Here is a 16,491-nt window from a genome sequence, read left to right on the forward strand (position 1 = left end):
AATGCAGGCCTGAAGTCCGAGGCCTGAGGTCTGAAGCCTGACTCCGGTACGCCTCGCTCGGCTCGACAATACCCGACAAATTCCACATCCCTAAGAGACCGCCTGTAACGATTACCCCAGCTACTCCGGCTCACACTCTCACTTCGCGCCATTCTTGCTCGTTCCCAGCCGTCCCCAGCCCGTTGGGCGACCGATACTCTGGTAGGAGTATCTCTTATGAATTCAATCGATCCCGCCGTCGGAGCTGTCCTGGCCGCCAAACAGGCGAGCCAGCAGCAAACGATTGGCTATACGCTGCTCGCCAAATCACTGCAAGCAACTGAGGCACAGGGCCAAGCAGCCCTCGACTTGCTCGATTCCGCCGCCGCTCTCGGCAAAGCCCACGGCAAAGGCTCGCATTTCGACTCGCAGGCTTAGTAATCAGCTAGCGAAAGATTCAATAGGACGCGGATGTACGCCGATCTGGCGGATTCTCGCAGATCGCTCCGGTACATTTTTTTGCGATCAATCAAGACAACGCAGTGCTACTAACTTCCAACAGAAGCAGTACCTAACGGAAATAATCTGCGCCTGTCCGCTCAATCGGCGTTCATCCGCGTCCTATTCCGCCCCAGGTTCATCGCTACAATGGCGGCATGACCAACTCCGCGACGCTACCCTACCCCGCCGATACTGCCGCTCTGCTCTTTGATTGCGATGGCACCCTGGCCGACACCATGCCCTTTCACGTGGTCGCCTGGCAGGAGAGCTTCGCCGAACACGGCATCGATCTCCCACAGGGTTTCATCGACGAGCGCGCCGGCAAGCCAACCGAAACCATCGTGCGCGAGGCAAACGTACTTTACCGCGAGCATCTCGGTGGCAAAGAACTCGACCCGGTCGCATTTTGCGAAGTGAAAGAAGCCCGTTTCCTGGTGCGCATGAGCGAAGTACTACCCATCGAACCGGTCCTCGCCACCGCCCGTGCCGCCCACGGCACAATGCCAATCGCGGTCGTGTCAGGCAGTAATGCGGCAGTTGTGTCCAAGACACTCAAGCACATCGGTGCGGATCACTTATTTGAAGTCGTCATCACCGCCGACGATCCGATTCCCGCCAAACCCTCGCCAGAAATATTCCTAGAGGCAGCCCGCCGCTTGAATGTGCCACCAGAAAAGTGCCATGTGTTCGAAGATGGCGACCCGGGCATCGTGGCCGCCAAAGCCGCCGGCATGAGTTGGACGGACGTACGACTCGTTCTGAGTTGCTAACAATCACAACTTGCCGAGTCGCAAGGCGAACATGGCTATGACAAAATCCAAAGCCAATACGGGCTCCGGCTGCCTGACTCTTTTCTCGCTCCCGTTCACGATCGCGGGGCTCTGCATCTTGGGTTGGACCCTCTGGAGTCTGTTCGGTTGGCAGCAGGCTCAGAGCTGGGTTGAAACTCCCGCCACCCTACTCGAGACAAGGCTCAAGACGAGCCGCAGTGACGATTCCGACACCTACCAGGCGACCGCGCGGTACCGTTACCAGTACGCCGGCAAGACCTACGAATCAGACCGTGTGTCACTCCACTCGGGGAGCGACAACCTGGGCTCGTACCAGCAAGATCTCGCCAAGCGGCTAAAGAAACAGTTCAAGGACAAAAAGCCTTGGCCCGCTTATGTGAACCCCAGTGACCCTACGAAAGCAGTACTGGATCGCTCGCTGCGTCCTTGGTTCACGCTGTTCAAGTTGGGTTTTGGGCTCGTGTTCGCGGCGGTGGGTATTGGTATGCTGGTCGGCGCGCGGATCATGGCACGGAAGCAGGGTGAAAAAGCACAACTCTCCCAGGAGCATCCCGACCAACCCTGGCTGCAACAACCCGATTGGGCCGCTGGCCGGATTGAGAGCAATCAACAGTACGCCATTTGGTTTGCCTGGGGTTTCGCCTTCTTCTGGAACCTCATCAGTTGGGCCGCGAGCATCAGTGCCTTTACAACTGCCAAGGATCTACCACTGTGGACGTATACGATCATCCTCGGATTTCCGGTTATCGGTCTCTACCTGCTTGGCTGGGCGATTTACACCACTTTGCAACGCGCTCGCTGGGGAAACTCCGTCTTCGAGATGGCCAACGTCCCCGGAGTGATTGGCGGGCAACTGGCCGGCGTGATCCATGTCCCTGGGCAACTGCGGCCCGACGATGGGGTGCTCCTTTCGCTCACTCGTTATGTCCGACGTACGAAACAAACCAGCGACGGAGACGAGACCTACGACGACCCTCAGTGGCAAAGCGACAAGCTGATTTCGCGAACCATGCCAGGCACGAAAGGGGGTGCTGCCATTCCGGTTGCCTTTCATATTCCCTTTGAGCAACACCCTACCGACGAAGAGGAGGGACACCTCTGGAAGCTCGAAGCCGAGAGCAATACCCCGGGTGTCAATTACCAAGCGGAGTTTGCAGTCCCCGTGTTCCGCACTGAGGCTAGTAGCAACGCCCCCCCTTCCGAAAGCGACCTACTTGCAGAGTATGAAGAGATACCACCGCTCGAATCTCTACTCAACCGAATTGGCGGGCATCTCGGGCGAGAAACAGACACCAGCCTTCAGCTCTGCTTCCCGACAGGGCACCGCTGGAAACTGGGGCTCCTGCTGGGCTTCTTCGGCTTGTTTTTCGGCGGGACAGGCATCGGGCTCCTACTGGAGCGAGCGTGGCTGCTAGCCATCCCCTTCACGCTCATCGGCGGGGGAATCTTCCTCGCTGGGCTCTATTATCTGACCGAACGCATCGACCTCCGCATTAGTGGCGACGGGCTCACGGTGCAACGCGGCCCGTTCGGTCTTGTTCAGCAACAACGCTTCACGCCTGAGCAAATCCAGGCAATCACCGTTAGCGCCTCAGGCACCCGCTCCGGGAACACGGTCTACCAACAGATCGCGATTGAGCCCCAAGAAGGCAAACCGGTAAAGCTACTCACGAGCCTTACCCGCCGCGCCGACGCAGATCGATTAGCAGAACGGTTCCGTGAAATCCTCGGCCCTGAAGTCGACTTGTAAAAATCGTCTCCGTCAGCGCACCTCTGGCATCGTAGCAGCCAAAGCCGCCGGCATGACCTGGACTGACGTACGCGAGCTTTCGGTGAAGAGCTAGTTGTACCGTCGGCGTGAGGTTGTCAGCAGTGTGCCCATCGACAGCAGCAACACGAGTGCACTTGGCTCGGGCACCGTCGGATTCCCAAAGGGGTCCGTACCAGGGGGACCTTCCCAAAACGATACGTGGGACATGTTGCGCGAGTCGCCATCCAGGTCAAGAAAATTCAAACCTGACATAAATGTGAATAGACTGAATCCGAACTGGCTTGGTCCCTTCACGGAATAATAGAGTACATTCGCATCGGAGCCAGTGTACTTGAAATAGGCCTCGTCCAAGTTAGTCAAAGCTGACTCTGTAGTCACAGGCATCGTACCTGCGGCATCTTCGAAGAACATGAATCCGTTGGCCATATTGAAGACGAACGTCGCGTCGTCGTCTGTCTTTTTGAACAGCGCAGTGGGGTCAATCAGATCGGGATCGTTGGCCGTGTTGTACTCATCGATCTCTTCGAGAACCTTAGCGAGCGTATCGTTGCCGCCCATTGCGCCCGGGTTGTTGCCAACCAGAAAACCGGCTTCAGCAATGCTGGCCGAGACGCAAAAAATGAATGCCGCGGATAGCGTCGCAAGGAAACCCCTGGCGCGTGTTGTGTAGGCGCGCAGCGCCACCACCTGAAGTCGTGTCCTGTTCATGAGCCTGACCTACTTGTAGAAAGTTGATGCGAAAATCGCATCCATGCACCGAGAGAACTCCGCCAGCGTCTTCGCTCGAGGAGTGCGATAGATTATTTGCGGCGATTCACCACAAGTTCTCCTGCGATTCTTATTCTGCGGAATACCGTATCGAATAGCCAGCAAATTGCGCAAATAATATGGGAATCTCGCATTTTTGCTCTGTCCGGGGCATCTGCGAGCCGTGCAAACTCCGCCATTACGCCGCTGAGCTTGCTCCGCGCTGATGCTAGAAGCCTACTACCACCAAGCGCGGAGCAAGCTCAGCGGCTAAATACGGTTACCTCAGCGTGGGGCTACCTCGACGCAACCTGCCCAAACAACTGCTGCCAAACCAAACCAGCAGCAATTAGCGCGAGCCCCACCACCCAAATCCTCGGCTCCACCCAGAACGCTAGCGACAGACACGCGGCAAGTCCCAGCCACGGGATGAACCGCGGGTAAAGCCGCTCCGCTTCGCTCAGTCGCGTCGCGGCCAAGTTCGTGATCGCGTAGTACACCAACACCGTGAACGCGCTGAACGACCACGTGGTTTTCACATCGCCCAGCAGTGTGAGCCCAGCGATGAGCACGCCCACAGCAACCACCGCGACCGTGGGCGTTGTGCCGCTGGCGTTGATCTTCGCCAAGCCACTCGGTAAATCGCCACGTCGACCCATCGCCAGGGCTACGCGGGAGAGACCCAAGATGAGGTTCAGCAGCACGCCAGCCATGGCGGTCAGTGCACCGAGAACAACCAGCTTTCCGGCCCCCGCTTCGTAGTAACTGTTTGCTACAGCTTCCAGCGGGGCACCGTTGTGCGCGACAACCTCTGCCAAGGCGGGAGCCCCCAGAATCGTGACGCACGTATGTCCAACGGAAATGTACAGCACGGCCGACACAGCAAGCGTTAGCAGGATGGCCAGCGGAATTGTACGCCTGGGGTTCATGACCTCCTCGCCAAGGGTCGCAATACGCCCATAGCCCGTAAATGCCACGAACATCAGTGCACAGGACTGGAGAAATGAGGCGGCGGAGTCTTCACGGGCAAAGAACGGACCAAGATAATCGTTTCTGATCCCCTCAGTATTGAGCCCAACAAGCACGAACCTCGAAAGCACATACAGCGTGAAGGTCACCATCGCGATATTCACCCAGTTGGAACGTCGCAACCCGCTGAGCACCAGCAGTGTCATCAGCGCTACCACGCCACACGCAATAGGCACCAGCCATTGCGGATCGTACTTGCCAAGAAAGCGTGACCCGTAGCTCGCCAGCCCCAGCGCAGCCGTCGCGGCCGAGGCACTTTTCGCGCACAAAAACATCCAACCTGCTGTGAACCCCAAGCGCGGGTGCAGCCACCGATAGCCGTACTCGTAGGTGCCGCCACTGACCGGATGATTGGCTGCGAGCTGCGCACTGCTGAGCCCGTTAAGCAGTGCCACCACCGCCGCCACCGATATGGCCAACACTACCGACGCGCCCGTCACGCCGGCGGCGATCCCGATGCTCACAAACACGCCAGTACCCAGAATCGACCCGAGCCCCATCATCATCGCGCCAAATACGCCCACTTGGCGTTGCAGCTGTTGGGGGGTGGCGTGCGAATTCGGGCTGGTCATCCGTCCATTATTTGCACAGATGCACGCAGTGGGAACGGAGAAAACCCCCAAGCCAGGAAAGTCCTACGAGACAAGTATGTTTTGAAGTTCGCCAAGCACCCACTTCACACATTTCGCGCCGGTGCTTGCACCGCGATGTAACTAGTTCGCAGCGCCAACTAGGAAAGCGCTCTGAGAAAAAACCTTCGCCCGTGCAGCCCTAAGATAATAACTCTGGACTACCTCGAGAGCGGACGAAGTTTCGTTAGCGTCATTGCGAAAACGCAATTTCGAAATTGTTGCCTGCATCAATCCACTTAGACGCGTTTCGCAAAGTAGATGATGAGTAGAACCAACAAAATGGTCCCTAAAATTCCGCCGCCAAGATACATAGCATTCTCCTCAAGTTGTAGGAGTGGCCCGAAGCCTGTAGCCACAAAACGGGAATGCCGAGACTTCCTCTATTGTGGTCTATAGGAACCCAGATATCCAGACTTCTTGACGACAATTCAGCCATTGCGACATCGATTATTGTGGGAACACAAGAAGTAGTGAACAGCAGGCCTCGGAGGGAACGGAGCAAATGCTAGACCTTGATGCTCACTTCTGCACTCCTTGCTCCCGAACTCCGTTCTCTCGGTTGCCTTCTGTTTTGAAAAAGTTCATTGTGTTGCGACGTGGTCTCCTTTCTTCTTTTCCGGGGCCACGTCGGGAGATTCCATCAACCAGAGGCCCAAAGTCGCGAGCTGAGCAATGATTGCCCCAATGGCTGGTGGCCAAGCGATGCGGATAACTGGCTTCGGAGAAGAGACCCCCCAATCGGTGAAAAACAGCGTTGCGACAATCAAGCATACCGTCACTGCGGAAGCGATTCTCAGCCGCCGCTTGTTTTTGGACCTGGCAACGACCATGACCAGCATGTCAACGAACGCCAAGAATGCGACACCCGGGGGCCAAGGGATGGTAGCGAACATGAATGCCACTACCGCAACAACGGTCGTGAGAACAAGTAAGCGAGCTAGGCTAAATTGCATTGAGGCACCCCAAGGTTAGTGGGCCAGCTTCACTTGCCTCTTCAGAAAATCCCAGGTCGATAGCGGCCAAGGCACGGGCTAGGGGGCGGCAATCCCCGACGGGCATCGATCGGCCAGCTGCCGCGCTACGAGCGAGATCCTTCTAGTCGTCCCAATCGTCCTGCTCCTCAGCTTGCTGTTGAAGCCCATACAGCCCCAGCACGCGCAGCTCGTCCTTGCTCAGCCGAATCCCCTTGTGCTTCTTGAGCGCCTTGCGAATGCGCTTCTGCACTTTCTCAATCGTCTCGTGTTCATCGCCAGAAAGACGAATCCCTCGCCACATGCGACGCCGAACCATTTCAAACAGGTGCTTCATGCCCGCAGTCTAACGGATGGGGGTGACGCGGCGTAGGGTCCGCTGTGCGGACCAAAAAGAACCACCAGCCAACCCCAACCCAAGGGCCAAGGGCCAAGGGCCAAGTCCGCACCAAGGCTATCCCAACTCATCGGTCCGCACAGCGGACCCTACTCACCGGCGTCATCCACACTCGCTGCTGACTTGGGCTGGCCGGTACCGCAGCCCCAAAGCTTCGCGTACACTCCCTGCCCAACCCAACGGTGGAATGACGAATGGGGCCATTGGTGCGGGCACTCGACGTAGCCGTGCTTCACCGGATTCCAATGCAGGTAGTCGAAGTGAGCCTCGAAATCCTCGACATCTTCACAGGTGTGCTCCCAGAAACGTCGCTGCCAAACACCGCGTCTACGATTCTTGTCTCGCGAAAGGGAAGTCGGTTGCTCCACGCCACCCGCATCGAGATAGCGTTTCGTAAATTCTTTTTTGAGCCACGCCCAGCGAGTGGAGTAGTTCGCATCGCCACCCGGCAGAGACCAGATCGTGTGCAAGTGATCTGGCAGCAGCACCACTGCGTTCACCTCAAACGGCCAGCGCGACTTCGTTTCGCGAAACACATCGCCGAGGAGTTTGACGTTCGGTGCCTGAGAGAAAATCGGTGCATTCCGTTCCGTCTTGAGCGTAAAGAAAAACGTCCCGCCCGGCACAAAGAAGCGTCGATAGTTCGGCATGCCTCCAGCGTAATTCGCACACAACCCAAACACAACGTATTTGTGCAAACCGTAGGGTCCGCTGTGCGGACCAAAAAGAACCACCAATCAACCCCAACCCAAGAGCCAAGTCCGCACCAGCGCCTTCCCAACTCATCAGACCCGTAGGGTCCGCTGTGCGGAAAGAAAAGAACCGCCAACCACCCCCAACCCAAGAGCCAAGTCCGCACCAGCGCCATCCCAACTCACCAAACCGTAGGGTCCGCTGTGCGGACCAAAAAGAACCACCAGCCAACCCCAACCCCAACCCAAGAGCCAAGTCCGCACCAAGGCTATCCCAACTCATCGGTCCGCACAGCGGACCCTACTAAACTGGTGTATGCTCAACGAGGCTTGTCGATGATTACTGTTTTCCGTTGTACTCGCCAAGCTGGGCATCTTCGGGAAGATGCTCGGACAAGACGAACTTAGGGCGCTGGTGGTCATTGACGAAGGCGGCTAGATCGATAGCTTCCTGAGTCGTCAGCGTCGCATCGTCGAGCGGCATGGCTACTATCAGCCATGAAGCCAGCTTGTTGACGCGGCTAAGTCCTGCTCCGTCATTGTACGAATTCTCGCCCCAAACCGGCGGCCCGTCCTCGCTGCCGAAACCATCCTCGCCGTGACAGTACGCACATAGGTCCGCATAGAGGGTTGCTCCACGCTGCTTGTTGGGCTCGAATTCTTCCAAGTTCAGTTGCGGTGTGTGATTCGGACCAAGCGGCTTCTCAGCATTCATCTGCAGCTTGCTGCCCTGGGACAGCCAAGTGATGTAGGTCGTGATCGCTACCGACACTCGGCTGCCATTGGGCGGACGAATCCCGTTCTGGCTCCGCATGAAACAGTTGAGAGCACGGTCTTCAAGCGTGATTACTCGCTGCTCCCGCGGCGACCAAGCGGGATAAGCGGCTGCCGTTCCAAGGAAACTTCCCGCAGACGCATGCCTGCCCGAGTCGAGGTGGCAAGACGTACAATTCAGCGAATTGCCCACGTACTGCTTCGAGAGCGGATGCTCGGAAGTGCGTCTGACAATTTCCTCGCCAAGCCGTACAACCTCGCCAAGCTGGCCCGCCGGGTAGGTACCTTCGGCGGTCGTGCCTTGCGGTTCGGAATGCGATACCCCTGAGAAGACAACCAGCCCACTAACACAAAATAGCAGGATCACTCCTCTCGCCATCCGACGACGGTAGTTGCAACCGTTAGACATCATGAGATTTCCTTACAGCACAATTTCATGCGATGGAGCCAAGCCAGAAGCAAACCCTTCACAGGCTCGCCCCTCATTAAACTCTCAGATTATAACCCATCGGCCCGTAGGGTCCGCTGTGCGGACCGAAAACATAGCCGCGCAGCGCCCAAAGAACACGGGCAGTACCAACCCCATTGGTAAGATTCACGACGGGGCAAAACCAACCCATCGGTCCGCACAGCGGACCCTACTTGACTCTACTCGCTAGGAATTCCTTTTCGATCTGAATTACCCAGCCATTTCCCTATGTCATCGAGAAATTTCCAGACATCGCCTTCTGAAGGATTCAGATAGCTAGAGTCATTTGGATCGTCTCCCATCAATTCAAAAGTTTCTATGAGCCAGGGCGGGCCATGGCCATTCGACTTCAATTCAGGGAGCCATGACTCCAATTCACCGCATCTAACTACAAATAGTCCGTAAGAATCAAGCTGGTCAAATAAATCATTTGCTGCTTGCCGCCCTTCATTACCAAGGACTTCTATTCCGCCGTCGCGTTTCATATCCTTCCCGGTTTCGTCCATGCCACCACGGAGTACAGATCGACTCTGCCCCAGACCTAACTTACTCATGTCAGGGATATTTCCAGCTGCCAAAAAGTTTTGCCAGTCCTTTCCGCCATTCTTCACGATGTCAATGTCAACAATTGCCGCAGAAGGTATGCCGAGTTCTCTTAAAGGCTTCACGATTTCGTGAATCGTCGTCTTGTTCTGAGCATTCAAGAACAGACAGTTGGGGATGCCCCTCGGTGGGTCAAGTCGTTGCAGCCTCGTGTTGATTTCATCATAGAACGCACGATCTGTGTCGGATTCTGTGACAATCACCGACTCATAGAATAGGCCCTGGAGGACACCAGTCGAACGCAACAGGGGCTTACGCATTAGCTCCAATAGCTTGTCTGATGCTAGGCATCGTGCCGTGCCCACGTTATCTCTATAGGTAAGCCGTACGATGTTGACCCTTGCACCGGACTGGACACATCCCATAACAAAGTTTGCGCTGTGAGTAGATGCAAATATCCGTTTGTTTGTGTCGCTAGCCGAGCCGACGATTTCTTTGCCTAGCTTGTATGAGAGTGCCGGATGTAGAAATGCTTCTGGCTCGTCAACCAGTATTATGCGGGGGTCGCCTGCAATTATTTCTGTGATTATCCCCGCGAAAGCTTTCGTCCCATCACTAGCCGTTGCTATTTCCGGTGCTCTCCTGTGAAATTCAACTGCTTTTCCTGTTATGCCCCTTTCGTGTTCTTCAGTAGGAGGCTCGATGTCGGAAAGGCGAACCCTTAGCTGCCCTAATTTAGTCGGATCCAAAACAAAGTATTTTCCAAATGCTTCGTAAACAATACGCCGCACGTCAAACCGTTTGTCATTGCTCCTAAACAATATATCCAACGGTGATTCGGGAGGTGCTTGCAAATCAGTCATCGAAACATCGTTTAGGAGGTTAATTCGTCGACGCCCATCGAGCATTAAGACAAACATATTCATTAGGGTTTTGCAAAACTGCCGCTTGTGAGCCTCAGGATTCTCTAACCAAGTAATGAGATCTTCGAAATCTACCTTTGTTCTCAGTTTCCCTCGACCTATAAGTACCTCCCCTTCCTTGAGTCTTGCTTTAGGCCCTGGTTCGACGACAAGCTTCTCGGCGAAGTCTCTGGACGGCTCAAATCCCGAACCACTAAGAGAAACCCTGTCCAGAATCACGTCATTTGTATTCTTCAATCCTCTTTGGCAGTAACCTTGGATCTCTTGGAGAACTTTGCTTTTGCCAGAGTTATTTGGGCCGACGAAAACCGTGACAGGCGTTCCATCCAGGTGAAGTGAAGCACCATATGGGTGAGCGCCAAATTTTAGTGAAATTGACTCAATCATTCGGCTTTTCCAAAAACAATTCCGTTCCAAAAAACCGCCAGCGACCAACCAAGTTTCCTCGGCCAGTCGCTGACGGCTAATGTCTCTTTCAAGCAACTCATCGGTCCGCACAGCGGACCCTACGAGCAACCCATCGAGTTCCCGCAGTTGTGGCACAGGTAACAGTTCCCGTTCCGCACGGTGATGCTGCCGCAGTTGTCGCAGCTGGGGGCGTCGGTTTGGAAGCCGGCGAATTGTTCGCTGCGGGCGGCTACCGATGACTTGTTGTCGCCAGATTGGTCGTCCTTCACCATGACGCCGGCGCGTTCTAACAGGCGGTGGCTGTAGCCGTTTGCTAAATCGCCCTCGGCATTCTTCGAGCCGTTTACGTGGCCATTCTTTGCGGGGGACGATTCCACGTCGGAGGCATCGGCTACTGAGGGCGAGTCGGTACCGGTCGAATCCTGACCACTCTTTGGCCCGCTAGCCTTCTTGGCAACGGGCCCGCTCTCGGTGGGCTCGGCTTCTTTCTTCGAAGCCGATCCACTGGTCGACTCTTCCGGCGGCAAGCCCAGGCTCGCTTCGCGGTATCCAGGCAAGAACGCAATGCCCAACCAACGGAAGATGTAATCGATCAGGCTCTTGGCGATCCGGATGTCCGGGTTCTTGGTGTGGCCCTGCGGTTCGAATCGCATGTGGGTGAACTTGCGAACGTAATCTTCCAGCGGTACGCCGTACTGCAGGCTCATGGAGACGGCCGTGCCGAAGGCGTCCATGATGCCGCCGATGGTGCTACCTTCCTTGGCCATGGTGATGAACAGCTCGCCGGGGCGGCCGTCTGGGAACATGCCGACGGTGATGTAGCCCTCGTGACCGGCGACGCTAAACTTGTGCGTCTTGCTATCACGCGTGTCGGGTAGGCGTTCGCGACGCGGCTTGGCCGTCAGGGCAGCTTCCTTATCTTTCGCCTTGTCGGCCTCGGTGCTGGTATTTAGCGGTTGGCTATCTTTGGAGCCATCGCGGTAGATCGCCAACGCCTTCAGACCCAGCTTCCAACCATCGACGTACGCCTGACCGATTTCCTCCGGCGTGGTATCACGCGGCATGTTGACCGTCTTGCTGATTGCTCCCGAAAGGAATGGCTGGGCGGCGGCCATCATCGTCACGTGAGCTTGCCAAGCGATACTACGAACGCCGTTGCGTGGGGTGAACGCACAATCGAACACGCTCAAGTGCTCAGGCAGCAAGTCGCTTGCGCCTTCGATCGTGTCTTCCTTCTCGATGTAGTCGAGAATCGACTCGATCTCAGGCTGGTCGTAGCCCAGGGTTTCCAATGCCTTCGGCACCGTTTGGTTCACGATCTTCAGCATGCCACCGCCGGCGAGTTGCTTGTACTTCACCAACGCGATGTCGGGCTCGATGCCCGTGGTGTCGCAATCCATCATGAAGCTAATCGTGCCGGTCGGCGCGAGCACCGTGGCCTGAGCGTTGCGGAAGCCGTGCGATTTGCCAGCAGCAAGCACACGGTCCCACGTTTGGCGAGCGTCATCGACAAGCGCCTCGGGGCATTCCTCGTTGATGTGCTCAACCGCTTGACGATGCATGCCCATCACGCGGAGCATCGGGTCGCGATTCTCTTCAAACCCATCGAACGGACCAACCGCTTCGGCCAGTTCCGCACTGGTGAGGTTCGCTTGGCCGTGTAGCAGTGAAGTGATCGCACCGCACACGCCCCGACCGGCGTCGCTGTCGTAAGCCAAACCATTGCTCATCAACACGCTGCCCAGGTTGGAGTAACCCAAACCGAGTGGACGGAATGCATGACTGTTGCGAGCGATGTCTGCCGTGGGGTAGCTGGCGTGATCGACCAGAATTTCCTGAGCGATGAAGAACAAGCGACAAGCTTTCTTGAAGCCGGTGGAGTCGAAGACGCCATCGTCGCCACGGAACTTCATGAGGTTGATGCTCGCCAGGTTGCAAGCCGTGTCGTCGAGGAACATATACTCGCTGCACGGGTTGCTGGCGTTGATTCGCCCGCTATTGGGGCAAGTGTGCCAGTTGTTGATCGTGGTGTCGTACTGCACGCCAGGATCGCCACAGTGCCAAGCACAGTCGGCCATGCGATCAACCACTTCGCGGGCCTGGTAGGTCGGACCTTCCTTGCTGCTATCGGTGACCCAACGCGTGGTCCACGGCTCGTCCTTCTCGACGGCATGCATGAAGTCGTCCGTGAGGCGGACCGAAAGGTTGGCGTTTTGGAACATGATCGAGCTGTACGCTTCGCCATTGAAGTTCGACTCGTAGCCGCCCTTTTCGATCAGCACGTGCGCCTTCTGCTCTTCCTTCCACTTGCACTCGATGAACTCCATGACGTCCGGATGCCAGACTTTAATGGACTGCATCTTGGCAGCGCGACGCGTCTTGCCGCCACTCTTCACCACGGCTGCGATTTGGTCGTAGACCCGCATGAACGAAAGCGGCCCCGAAGGATTACCACCACCGGCCAGCTTCTCACGATGGCTTCGCAATGTGGAAAGGTCGGTGCCTGTGCCCGAGCCGAACTTGAACAGCATGGCCTCGCTGCGAGCGAGCTCCATGATGTCTTCCATGTTGTCTGCGACGTGCTGAATAAAGCAGGCGGAGCCTTGGGGGTATTCGTACGGGTTGTCTGGCTGCACAACGTCTTTCAAAGTCGGATCCCAACGCCAGTTGCACTTCGCACCCTCCACGCCGTACTGATGGAACAGGCCCACATTGAACCACACGGGCGAGTTGAACGCACCGACTTGATGCAGGCACAACCAGGAGAGGTCGCGATAGAAGCGCTCCGCGTCTTCATTGCTGGCGAAGTAGCCATCTTCCAGCCCCCAATCGGTGATGGTGCGCGTGACGCGATGCACCAACTGGCGAACACTGTACTCACGCTCATCACTACCGACTTCGCCGTAGAAGTACTTGCTGCAGATAACGTTGGTAGCGAGTTGCGACCAGAAGTCGGGCACTTCGCAATTGGTTTGCTCAAACAGCACCCCGCCATTCTCATCCTTGATAGCAGCACTGCGGATTTCCCACTTCACCGTGTCAAACGGATCGGCGACGCCCTCGGGACAGAAGTCGCGGTCGATCTTCAAGCGTCCATGAAATTGCTTCGGCCCGCGCTCCTCGTTCGGCTCTGATGAGAAACCTGTGCTCGAATCAGTGCTGCTTGAAGCTGGGGACGTACCAAGATTGACTGTCGCCATGACGTAACCTCCTGTTAAGGGTGCTGTTGCTTAACGCGGTGTACTAACGAAAAAGCAAAGGTGGGAGAGGGGCATCCGTACCAATGTACATAACCATACGTGTGTACGCACGTTCATATCGCTCTGAGTACCTCATCGACATCCTCTGTCGATCCACGGTACAAGATTTAGAGTGAGTATCGAATAAACACCGCATAAAGCAGTAGTCATTTTGAACCGAAACACAACATGTGGTACTCGATGCCCTATTGAGTACCCCACATGCAGTGAGTAGCGAGGAGTGATTCTAGACCTTTGAGCCGATGCGTCAAATAGAAACTTGTGTTTGCCCTAAGTAGCTATCATACCACGGGTTGTGTCTAACGTGAAGTGCTAGCGAAGTGACTATGAAGGTATTGCTAAGGCACTTAAGCTGTTACCCCATAATGGTTTGCGTAGAATATCGCGATGTCTTCAAGCAGCGCGGCCGAATGCGACAGAAGTGATGGAAATCTCAGCGTTGCGACCGGGAAGTTTCCTCTAGCTTGCGTGAGGTGCGCAGAGTAACAGCAGCGGAAAAGACCTGTGGTCCGTCGAGCTCCAGCTAGCACGGTGATCGGCCTCGTGCGATCAAGTTCCCGTCGCCTATAGTCTGCCAGACTTCGATGAACTTCCCGGCGTGCTTGTGCGAATTGCGTTGCTACTTCTGACCTGCTGGTGCACTGCGGGCTGCAGCGGTTCACGCTGGGCTAAGAGCGACCTGGACTACGCAGCCAAGTACCCACGCCATACAGACGATCTCGCACGAACCACCAAGCAGGCCATCGACGCGCGGCACGTCTATGGAAAGCGGGGCGCGTATGCGGGAGCAATTGCCAGAAACCAACCCGCTTCCGCTGGCGCGCAGGTGGGAGTCTTCGCCTATCCACAAAGCTATCTGGAAACGTACGGCGGCTTGGCGGGGCTACTCCAGGAAGGTTCCGATACGGCCATCTCAGGTGGAGTGGAAGTTGGCGCTCGTTTGCAAACGCCGACCCGACTCGCACCGTTCGTCGGCGTGAACGGCTACCTCGGGTACTGGCCCTTTGGAGACGGCAAGGATGGTCGCGACAACAACGGCAATGGTTTTGTTGATGAGGACGCGGAGGACGACGGTGGTGAAGTTGTCTTCGCCGCCAAGCCCGAGGCCGGTTTGCACTTCTGGCTGACACCACGATTGCGGCTCACGGGCTCAGCCGGATATCAATTTGTCGCGGAAGGGTCGGAGCCAGACTCGTTGACTTACGGCATCTCTTTGAGCCTGTTGGAAACGAACCAATCGTGTCCTGTTGAGGCAAGTTCTAGTGCCCAAGAACCTTGGGAATTCGTAATGCCCCAATTGCCGGAACCCGTGCCGGTCTCTCAGCCGTCGTTCGACATGCCTGAGGGATTGCCACGGGTTGAATAAAGCGACGAAGCAGAAATTGTCTTGACCATTGCTGGCGGTTTCGCCGGCTCGCCGGACCAGATTCATGCCAGCAGCGAAGTTCTCAGCGAGCAAGCTCGACCGCTAACAGCAAGAATTGAACTGCTAGCACTTACTTGCCCTACCTTTTTGGCACAGCAACTGCTATTTGGCATTGAGGCCCTTTAGGGTATTTTGTGTGAGTTCGCAAGGAGCGGACTCGACGTGCGCGGGGATGGATCTCTGGATAGCCGAAGGATTGAGACAACGGCTGTTGCGTACGTCACACTCGGTCAGGCAACCGACGTGTTGAGTTGCGTTTGGGTTAGCGGGAGTGAACCCGCAACAGACGCAGAATTTTTCGCGGCGCTGTATATATCGGAAACAGCATCCGCCGGAAAGGAGATCCGCCATGCTAGTTTTATCTCGCGGTCCTGAGGATCGTATCTGTTTCCCCACACTCGGGGTGAACATCGAAATCATTCGCGTTGACGGCAATCGTGTCCGAGTCGGAATCGACGCGCCACGTGAAATCCCCGTGCTTCGTCACGAGCTCGTAGAAAAAAGCGAATATAGTGCCACTGAGAACGCAGTTTCGAGCCCCTCCAAGCACTCTGCGAAACCTCAAGTAGCCGACAAGGGCCCGTCGCACGACATGCGCAACAAGCTCAACTCAGCTAATCTGGCACTCAACCTAGCAGTCAAGCAGCTTGATGCCGGGATGAGCGAGAAGGCGATGCAAACATTGCACAAGGCACTGCGGAGTTACGACCAGCTCGAGGAAGAAGTCGCGCCCACCAGCAAGCCAACTCCCAACCAGCCACGCGCACTCCTCGTGGAAGATAACGAGCGTGAGCGCAGCCTGCTCGCTGAAATCTTGCGGCTCAGCGGCTTCGAAGTCGATACTGCCGAAGATGGCCTGCAAGCGCTCGTTTACCTTTCCCGAAGCCGCGCCCCGGATGTCGTATTGATGGACATCAACATGCCCCGATTCAACGGCGTGCAAACGATCGACGCCATTCGCGAGAACCCCGAATTCGCCGCCATGCAAGTGTATGCCGTGACCGGCGAAGATCGCGACACGGTGAAAATCGAAGTCGGTCCCAAAGGCATTGATGGCTGGTTCCAAAAACCATACAACCCGCGCGAATTGGTCGACCACCTGCAAGGTCAATTTGAAATGCACGCCACTTCGCCAATGGCGGTGTAGGTTTTGTTGTGCGGACTTCTAACCAACTACC

The 16,491-nt window shown here is 56.2% G+C and carries 13 protein-coding genes; 5 read left to right on the forward strand and 8 right to left on the reverse strand.

What is annotated here, in order from left to right; genetic code table 11:
- The first annotated feature begins 216 nt into the window (after positions 1 to 216).
- From HG15A2_RS22080 to HG15A2_RS22090, 3 genes are all read left to right on the forward strand, one after another.
- Positions 217 to 417, forward strand: a complete 201-nt coding sequence (locus HG15A2_RS22080) for a hypothetical protein (RefSeq protein ID WP_145063399.1) — start codon at positions 217 to 219, stop codon at positions 415 to 417.
- A 218-nt stretch (positions 418 to 635) separates the two neighbouring features.
- A complete protein-coding gene (locus tag HG15A2_RS22085) occupies positions 636 to 1,250 on the forward strand; it encodes an HAD family hydrolase (protein WP_145063401.1) in 615 nt (204 codons plus the stop codon).
- Positions 1,251 to 1,287: 37 nt separating this feature from the next.
- Entirely contained in the window at positions 1,288 to 3,021 is a 1,734-nt protein-coding gene (locus HG15A2_RS22090; RefSeq protein ID WP_218932176.1) for a DUF3592 domain-containing protein, read from the forward strand.
- 90 nt (positions 3,022 to 3,111) lie between these two features.
- On the opposite strand, the gene HG15A2_RS22095 is transcribed toward HG15A2_RS22090, so the two are convergent.
- The 8 genes from HG15A2_RS22095 to HG15A2_RS22130 all read right to left on the reverse strand — a co-directional run bounded on the left by HG15A2_RS22095 (position 3,112) and on the right by HG15A2_RS22130 (position 13,827).
- Complete coding sequence (locus HG15A2_RS22095; RefSeq protein WP_145063405.1) at positions 3,112 to 3,750, reverse strand: PEP-CTERM sorting domain-containing protein; 639 nt, start codon at positions 3,748 to 3,750, stop codon at positions 3,112 to 3,114.
- A 335-nt stretch (positions 3,751 to 4,085) separates the two neighbouring features.
- Entirely contained in the window at positions 4,086 to 5,390 is a 1,305-nt protein-coding gene (locus tag HG15A2_RS22100) for an APC family permease (RefSeq protein WP_246117827.1), read from the reverse strand.
- A 641-nt stretch (positions 5,391 to 6,031) separates the two neighbouring features.
- On the reverse strand, positions 6,032 to 6,403 hold the full coding sequence (locus tag HG15A2_RS22105; RefSeq protein ID WP_145063407.1) for a hypothetical protein: 372 nt from the start codon (positions 6,401 to 6,403) through the stop codon (positions 6,032 to 6,034).
- Between the two features lie 142 nt (positions 6,404 to 6,545).
- Positions 6,546 to 6,758: a hypothetical protein gene (locus HG15A2_RS22110; protein ID WP_145063409.1), complete on the reverse strand. Its 213-nt coding sequence runs from the start codon at positions 6,756 to 6,758 to the stop codon at positions 6,546 to 6,548.
- 149 nt (positions 6,759 to 6,907) lie between these two features.
- Positions 6,908 to 7,468, reverse strand: a complete 561-nt coding sequence (locus HG15A2_RS22115; protein ID WP_145063411.1) for an REP-associated tyrosine transposase — start codon at positions 7,466 to 7,468, stop codon at positions 6,908 to 6,910.
- Between the two features lie 382 nt (positions 7,469 to 7,850).
- Positions 7,851 to 8,696: a c-type cytochrome gene (locus tag HG15A2_RS22120; RefSeq protein ID WP_145063413.1), complete on the reverse strand. Its 846-nt coding sequence runs from the start codon at positions 8,694 to 8,696 to the stop codon at positions 7,851 to 7,853.
- A 236-nt stretch (positions 8,697 to 8,932) separates the two neighbouring features.
- Positions 8,933 to 10,606: an ATP-dependent nuclease gene (locus tag HG15A2_RS22125; protein ID WP_145063415.1), complete on the reverse strand. Its 1,674-nt coding sequence runs from the start codon at positions 10,604 to 10,606 to the stop codon at positions 8,933 to 8,935.
- A gap of 119 nt (positions 10,607 to 10,725) precedes the next feature.
- Positions 10,726 to 13,827 (reverse strand): vitamin B12-dependent ribonucleotide reductase, encoded by a 3,102-nt coding sequence (locus HG15A2_RS22130; protein WP_145063417.1) that lies wholly within the window; start codon positions 13,825 to 13,827, stop codon positions 10,726 to 10,728.
- 658 nt (positions 13,828 to 14,485) lie between these two features.
- On the opposite strand from HG15A2_RS22130, the gene HG15A2_RS22135 reads away from it, so the two are divergent.
- The gene (locus HG15A2_RS22135; protein WP_145063419.1) at positions 14,486 to 15,253 is read left to right on the forward strand and encodes a hypothetical protein; all 768 of its coding nucleotides are present in this window, start codon (positions 14,486 to 14,488) and stop codon (positions 15,251 to 15,253) included.
- Positions 15,254 to 15,662: 409 nt separating this feature from the next.
- The gene (locus HG15A2_RS22140; protein ID WP_145063421.1) at positions 15,663 to 16,460 is read left to right on the forward strand and encodes a response regulator; all 798 of its coding nucleotides are present in this window, start codon (positions 15,663 to 15,665) and stop codon (positions 16,458 to 16,460) included.
- Positions 16,461 to 16,491: the final 31 nt, after the last annotated feature.

Origin of the sequence: Adhaeretor mobilis, from assembly GCF_007741515.1 — a bacterium.
Taxonomy (GTDB): Bacteria; Planctomycetota; Planctomycetia; order Pirellulales; family Lacipirellulaceae; genus Adhaeretor; species Adhaeretor mobilis.

Bases quoted from the DNA above. Each gene is read 5' to 3' on its own strand.
- HG15A2_RS22110 (WP_145063409.1), bottom strand. From the start codon at position 6,758: ATGAAGCACCTGTTTGAAATGGTTCGGCGTCGCATGTGGCGAGGGATT.
- HG15A2_RS22120 (WP_145063413.1), bottom strand. From the start codon at position 8,696: ATGATGTCTAACGGTTGCAACTACCGTCGTCGGATGGCGAGAGGAGTG.
- HG15A2_RS22090 (WP_218932176.1), top strand. From the start codon at position 1,288: ATGACAAAATCCAAAGCCAATACGGGCTCCGGCTGCCTGACTCTTTTC.
- HG15A2_RS22115 (WP_145063411.1), bottom strand. From the start codon at position 7,468: ATGCCGAACTATCGACGCTTCTTTGTGCCGGGCGGGACGTTTTTCTTT.
- HG15A2_RS22105 (WP_145063407.1), bottom strand. From the start codon at position 6,403: ATGCAATTTAGCCTAGCTCGCTTACTTGTTCTCACGACCGTTGTTGCG.
- HG15A2_RS22080 (WP_145063399.1), top strand. From the start codon at position 217: ATGAATTCAATCGATCCCGCCGTCGGAGCTGTCCTGGCCGCCAAACAG.
- HG15A2_RS22095 (WP_145063405.1), bottom strand. From the start codon at position 3,750: ATGAACAGGACACGACTTCAGGTGGTGGCGCTGCGCGCCTACACAACA.
- HG15A2_RS22100 (WP_246117827.1), bottom strand. From the start codon at position 5,390: ATGACCAGCCCGAATTCGCACGCCACCCCCCAACAGCTGCAACGCCAA.
- HG15A2_RS22130 (WP_145063417.1), bottom strand. From the start codon at position 13,827: ATGGCGACAGTCAATCTTGGTACGTCCCCAGCTTCAAGCAGCACTGAT.
- HG15A2_RS22125 (WP_145063415.1), bottom strand. From the start codon at position 10,606: ATGATTGAGTCAATTTCACTAAAATTTGGCGCTCACCCATATGGTGCT.
- HG15A2_RS22140 (WP_145063421.1), top strand. From the start codon at position 15,663: ATGCTAGTTTTATCTCGCGGTCCTGAGGATCGTATCTGTTTCCCCACA.
- HG15A2_RS22085 (WP_145063401.1), top strand. From the start codon at position 636: ATGACCAACTCCGCGACGCTACCCTACCCCGCCGATACTGCCGCTCTG.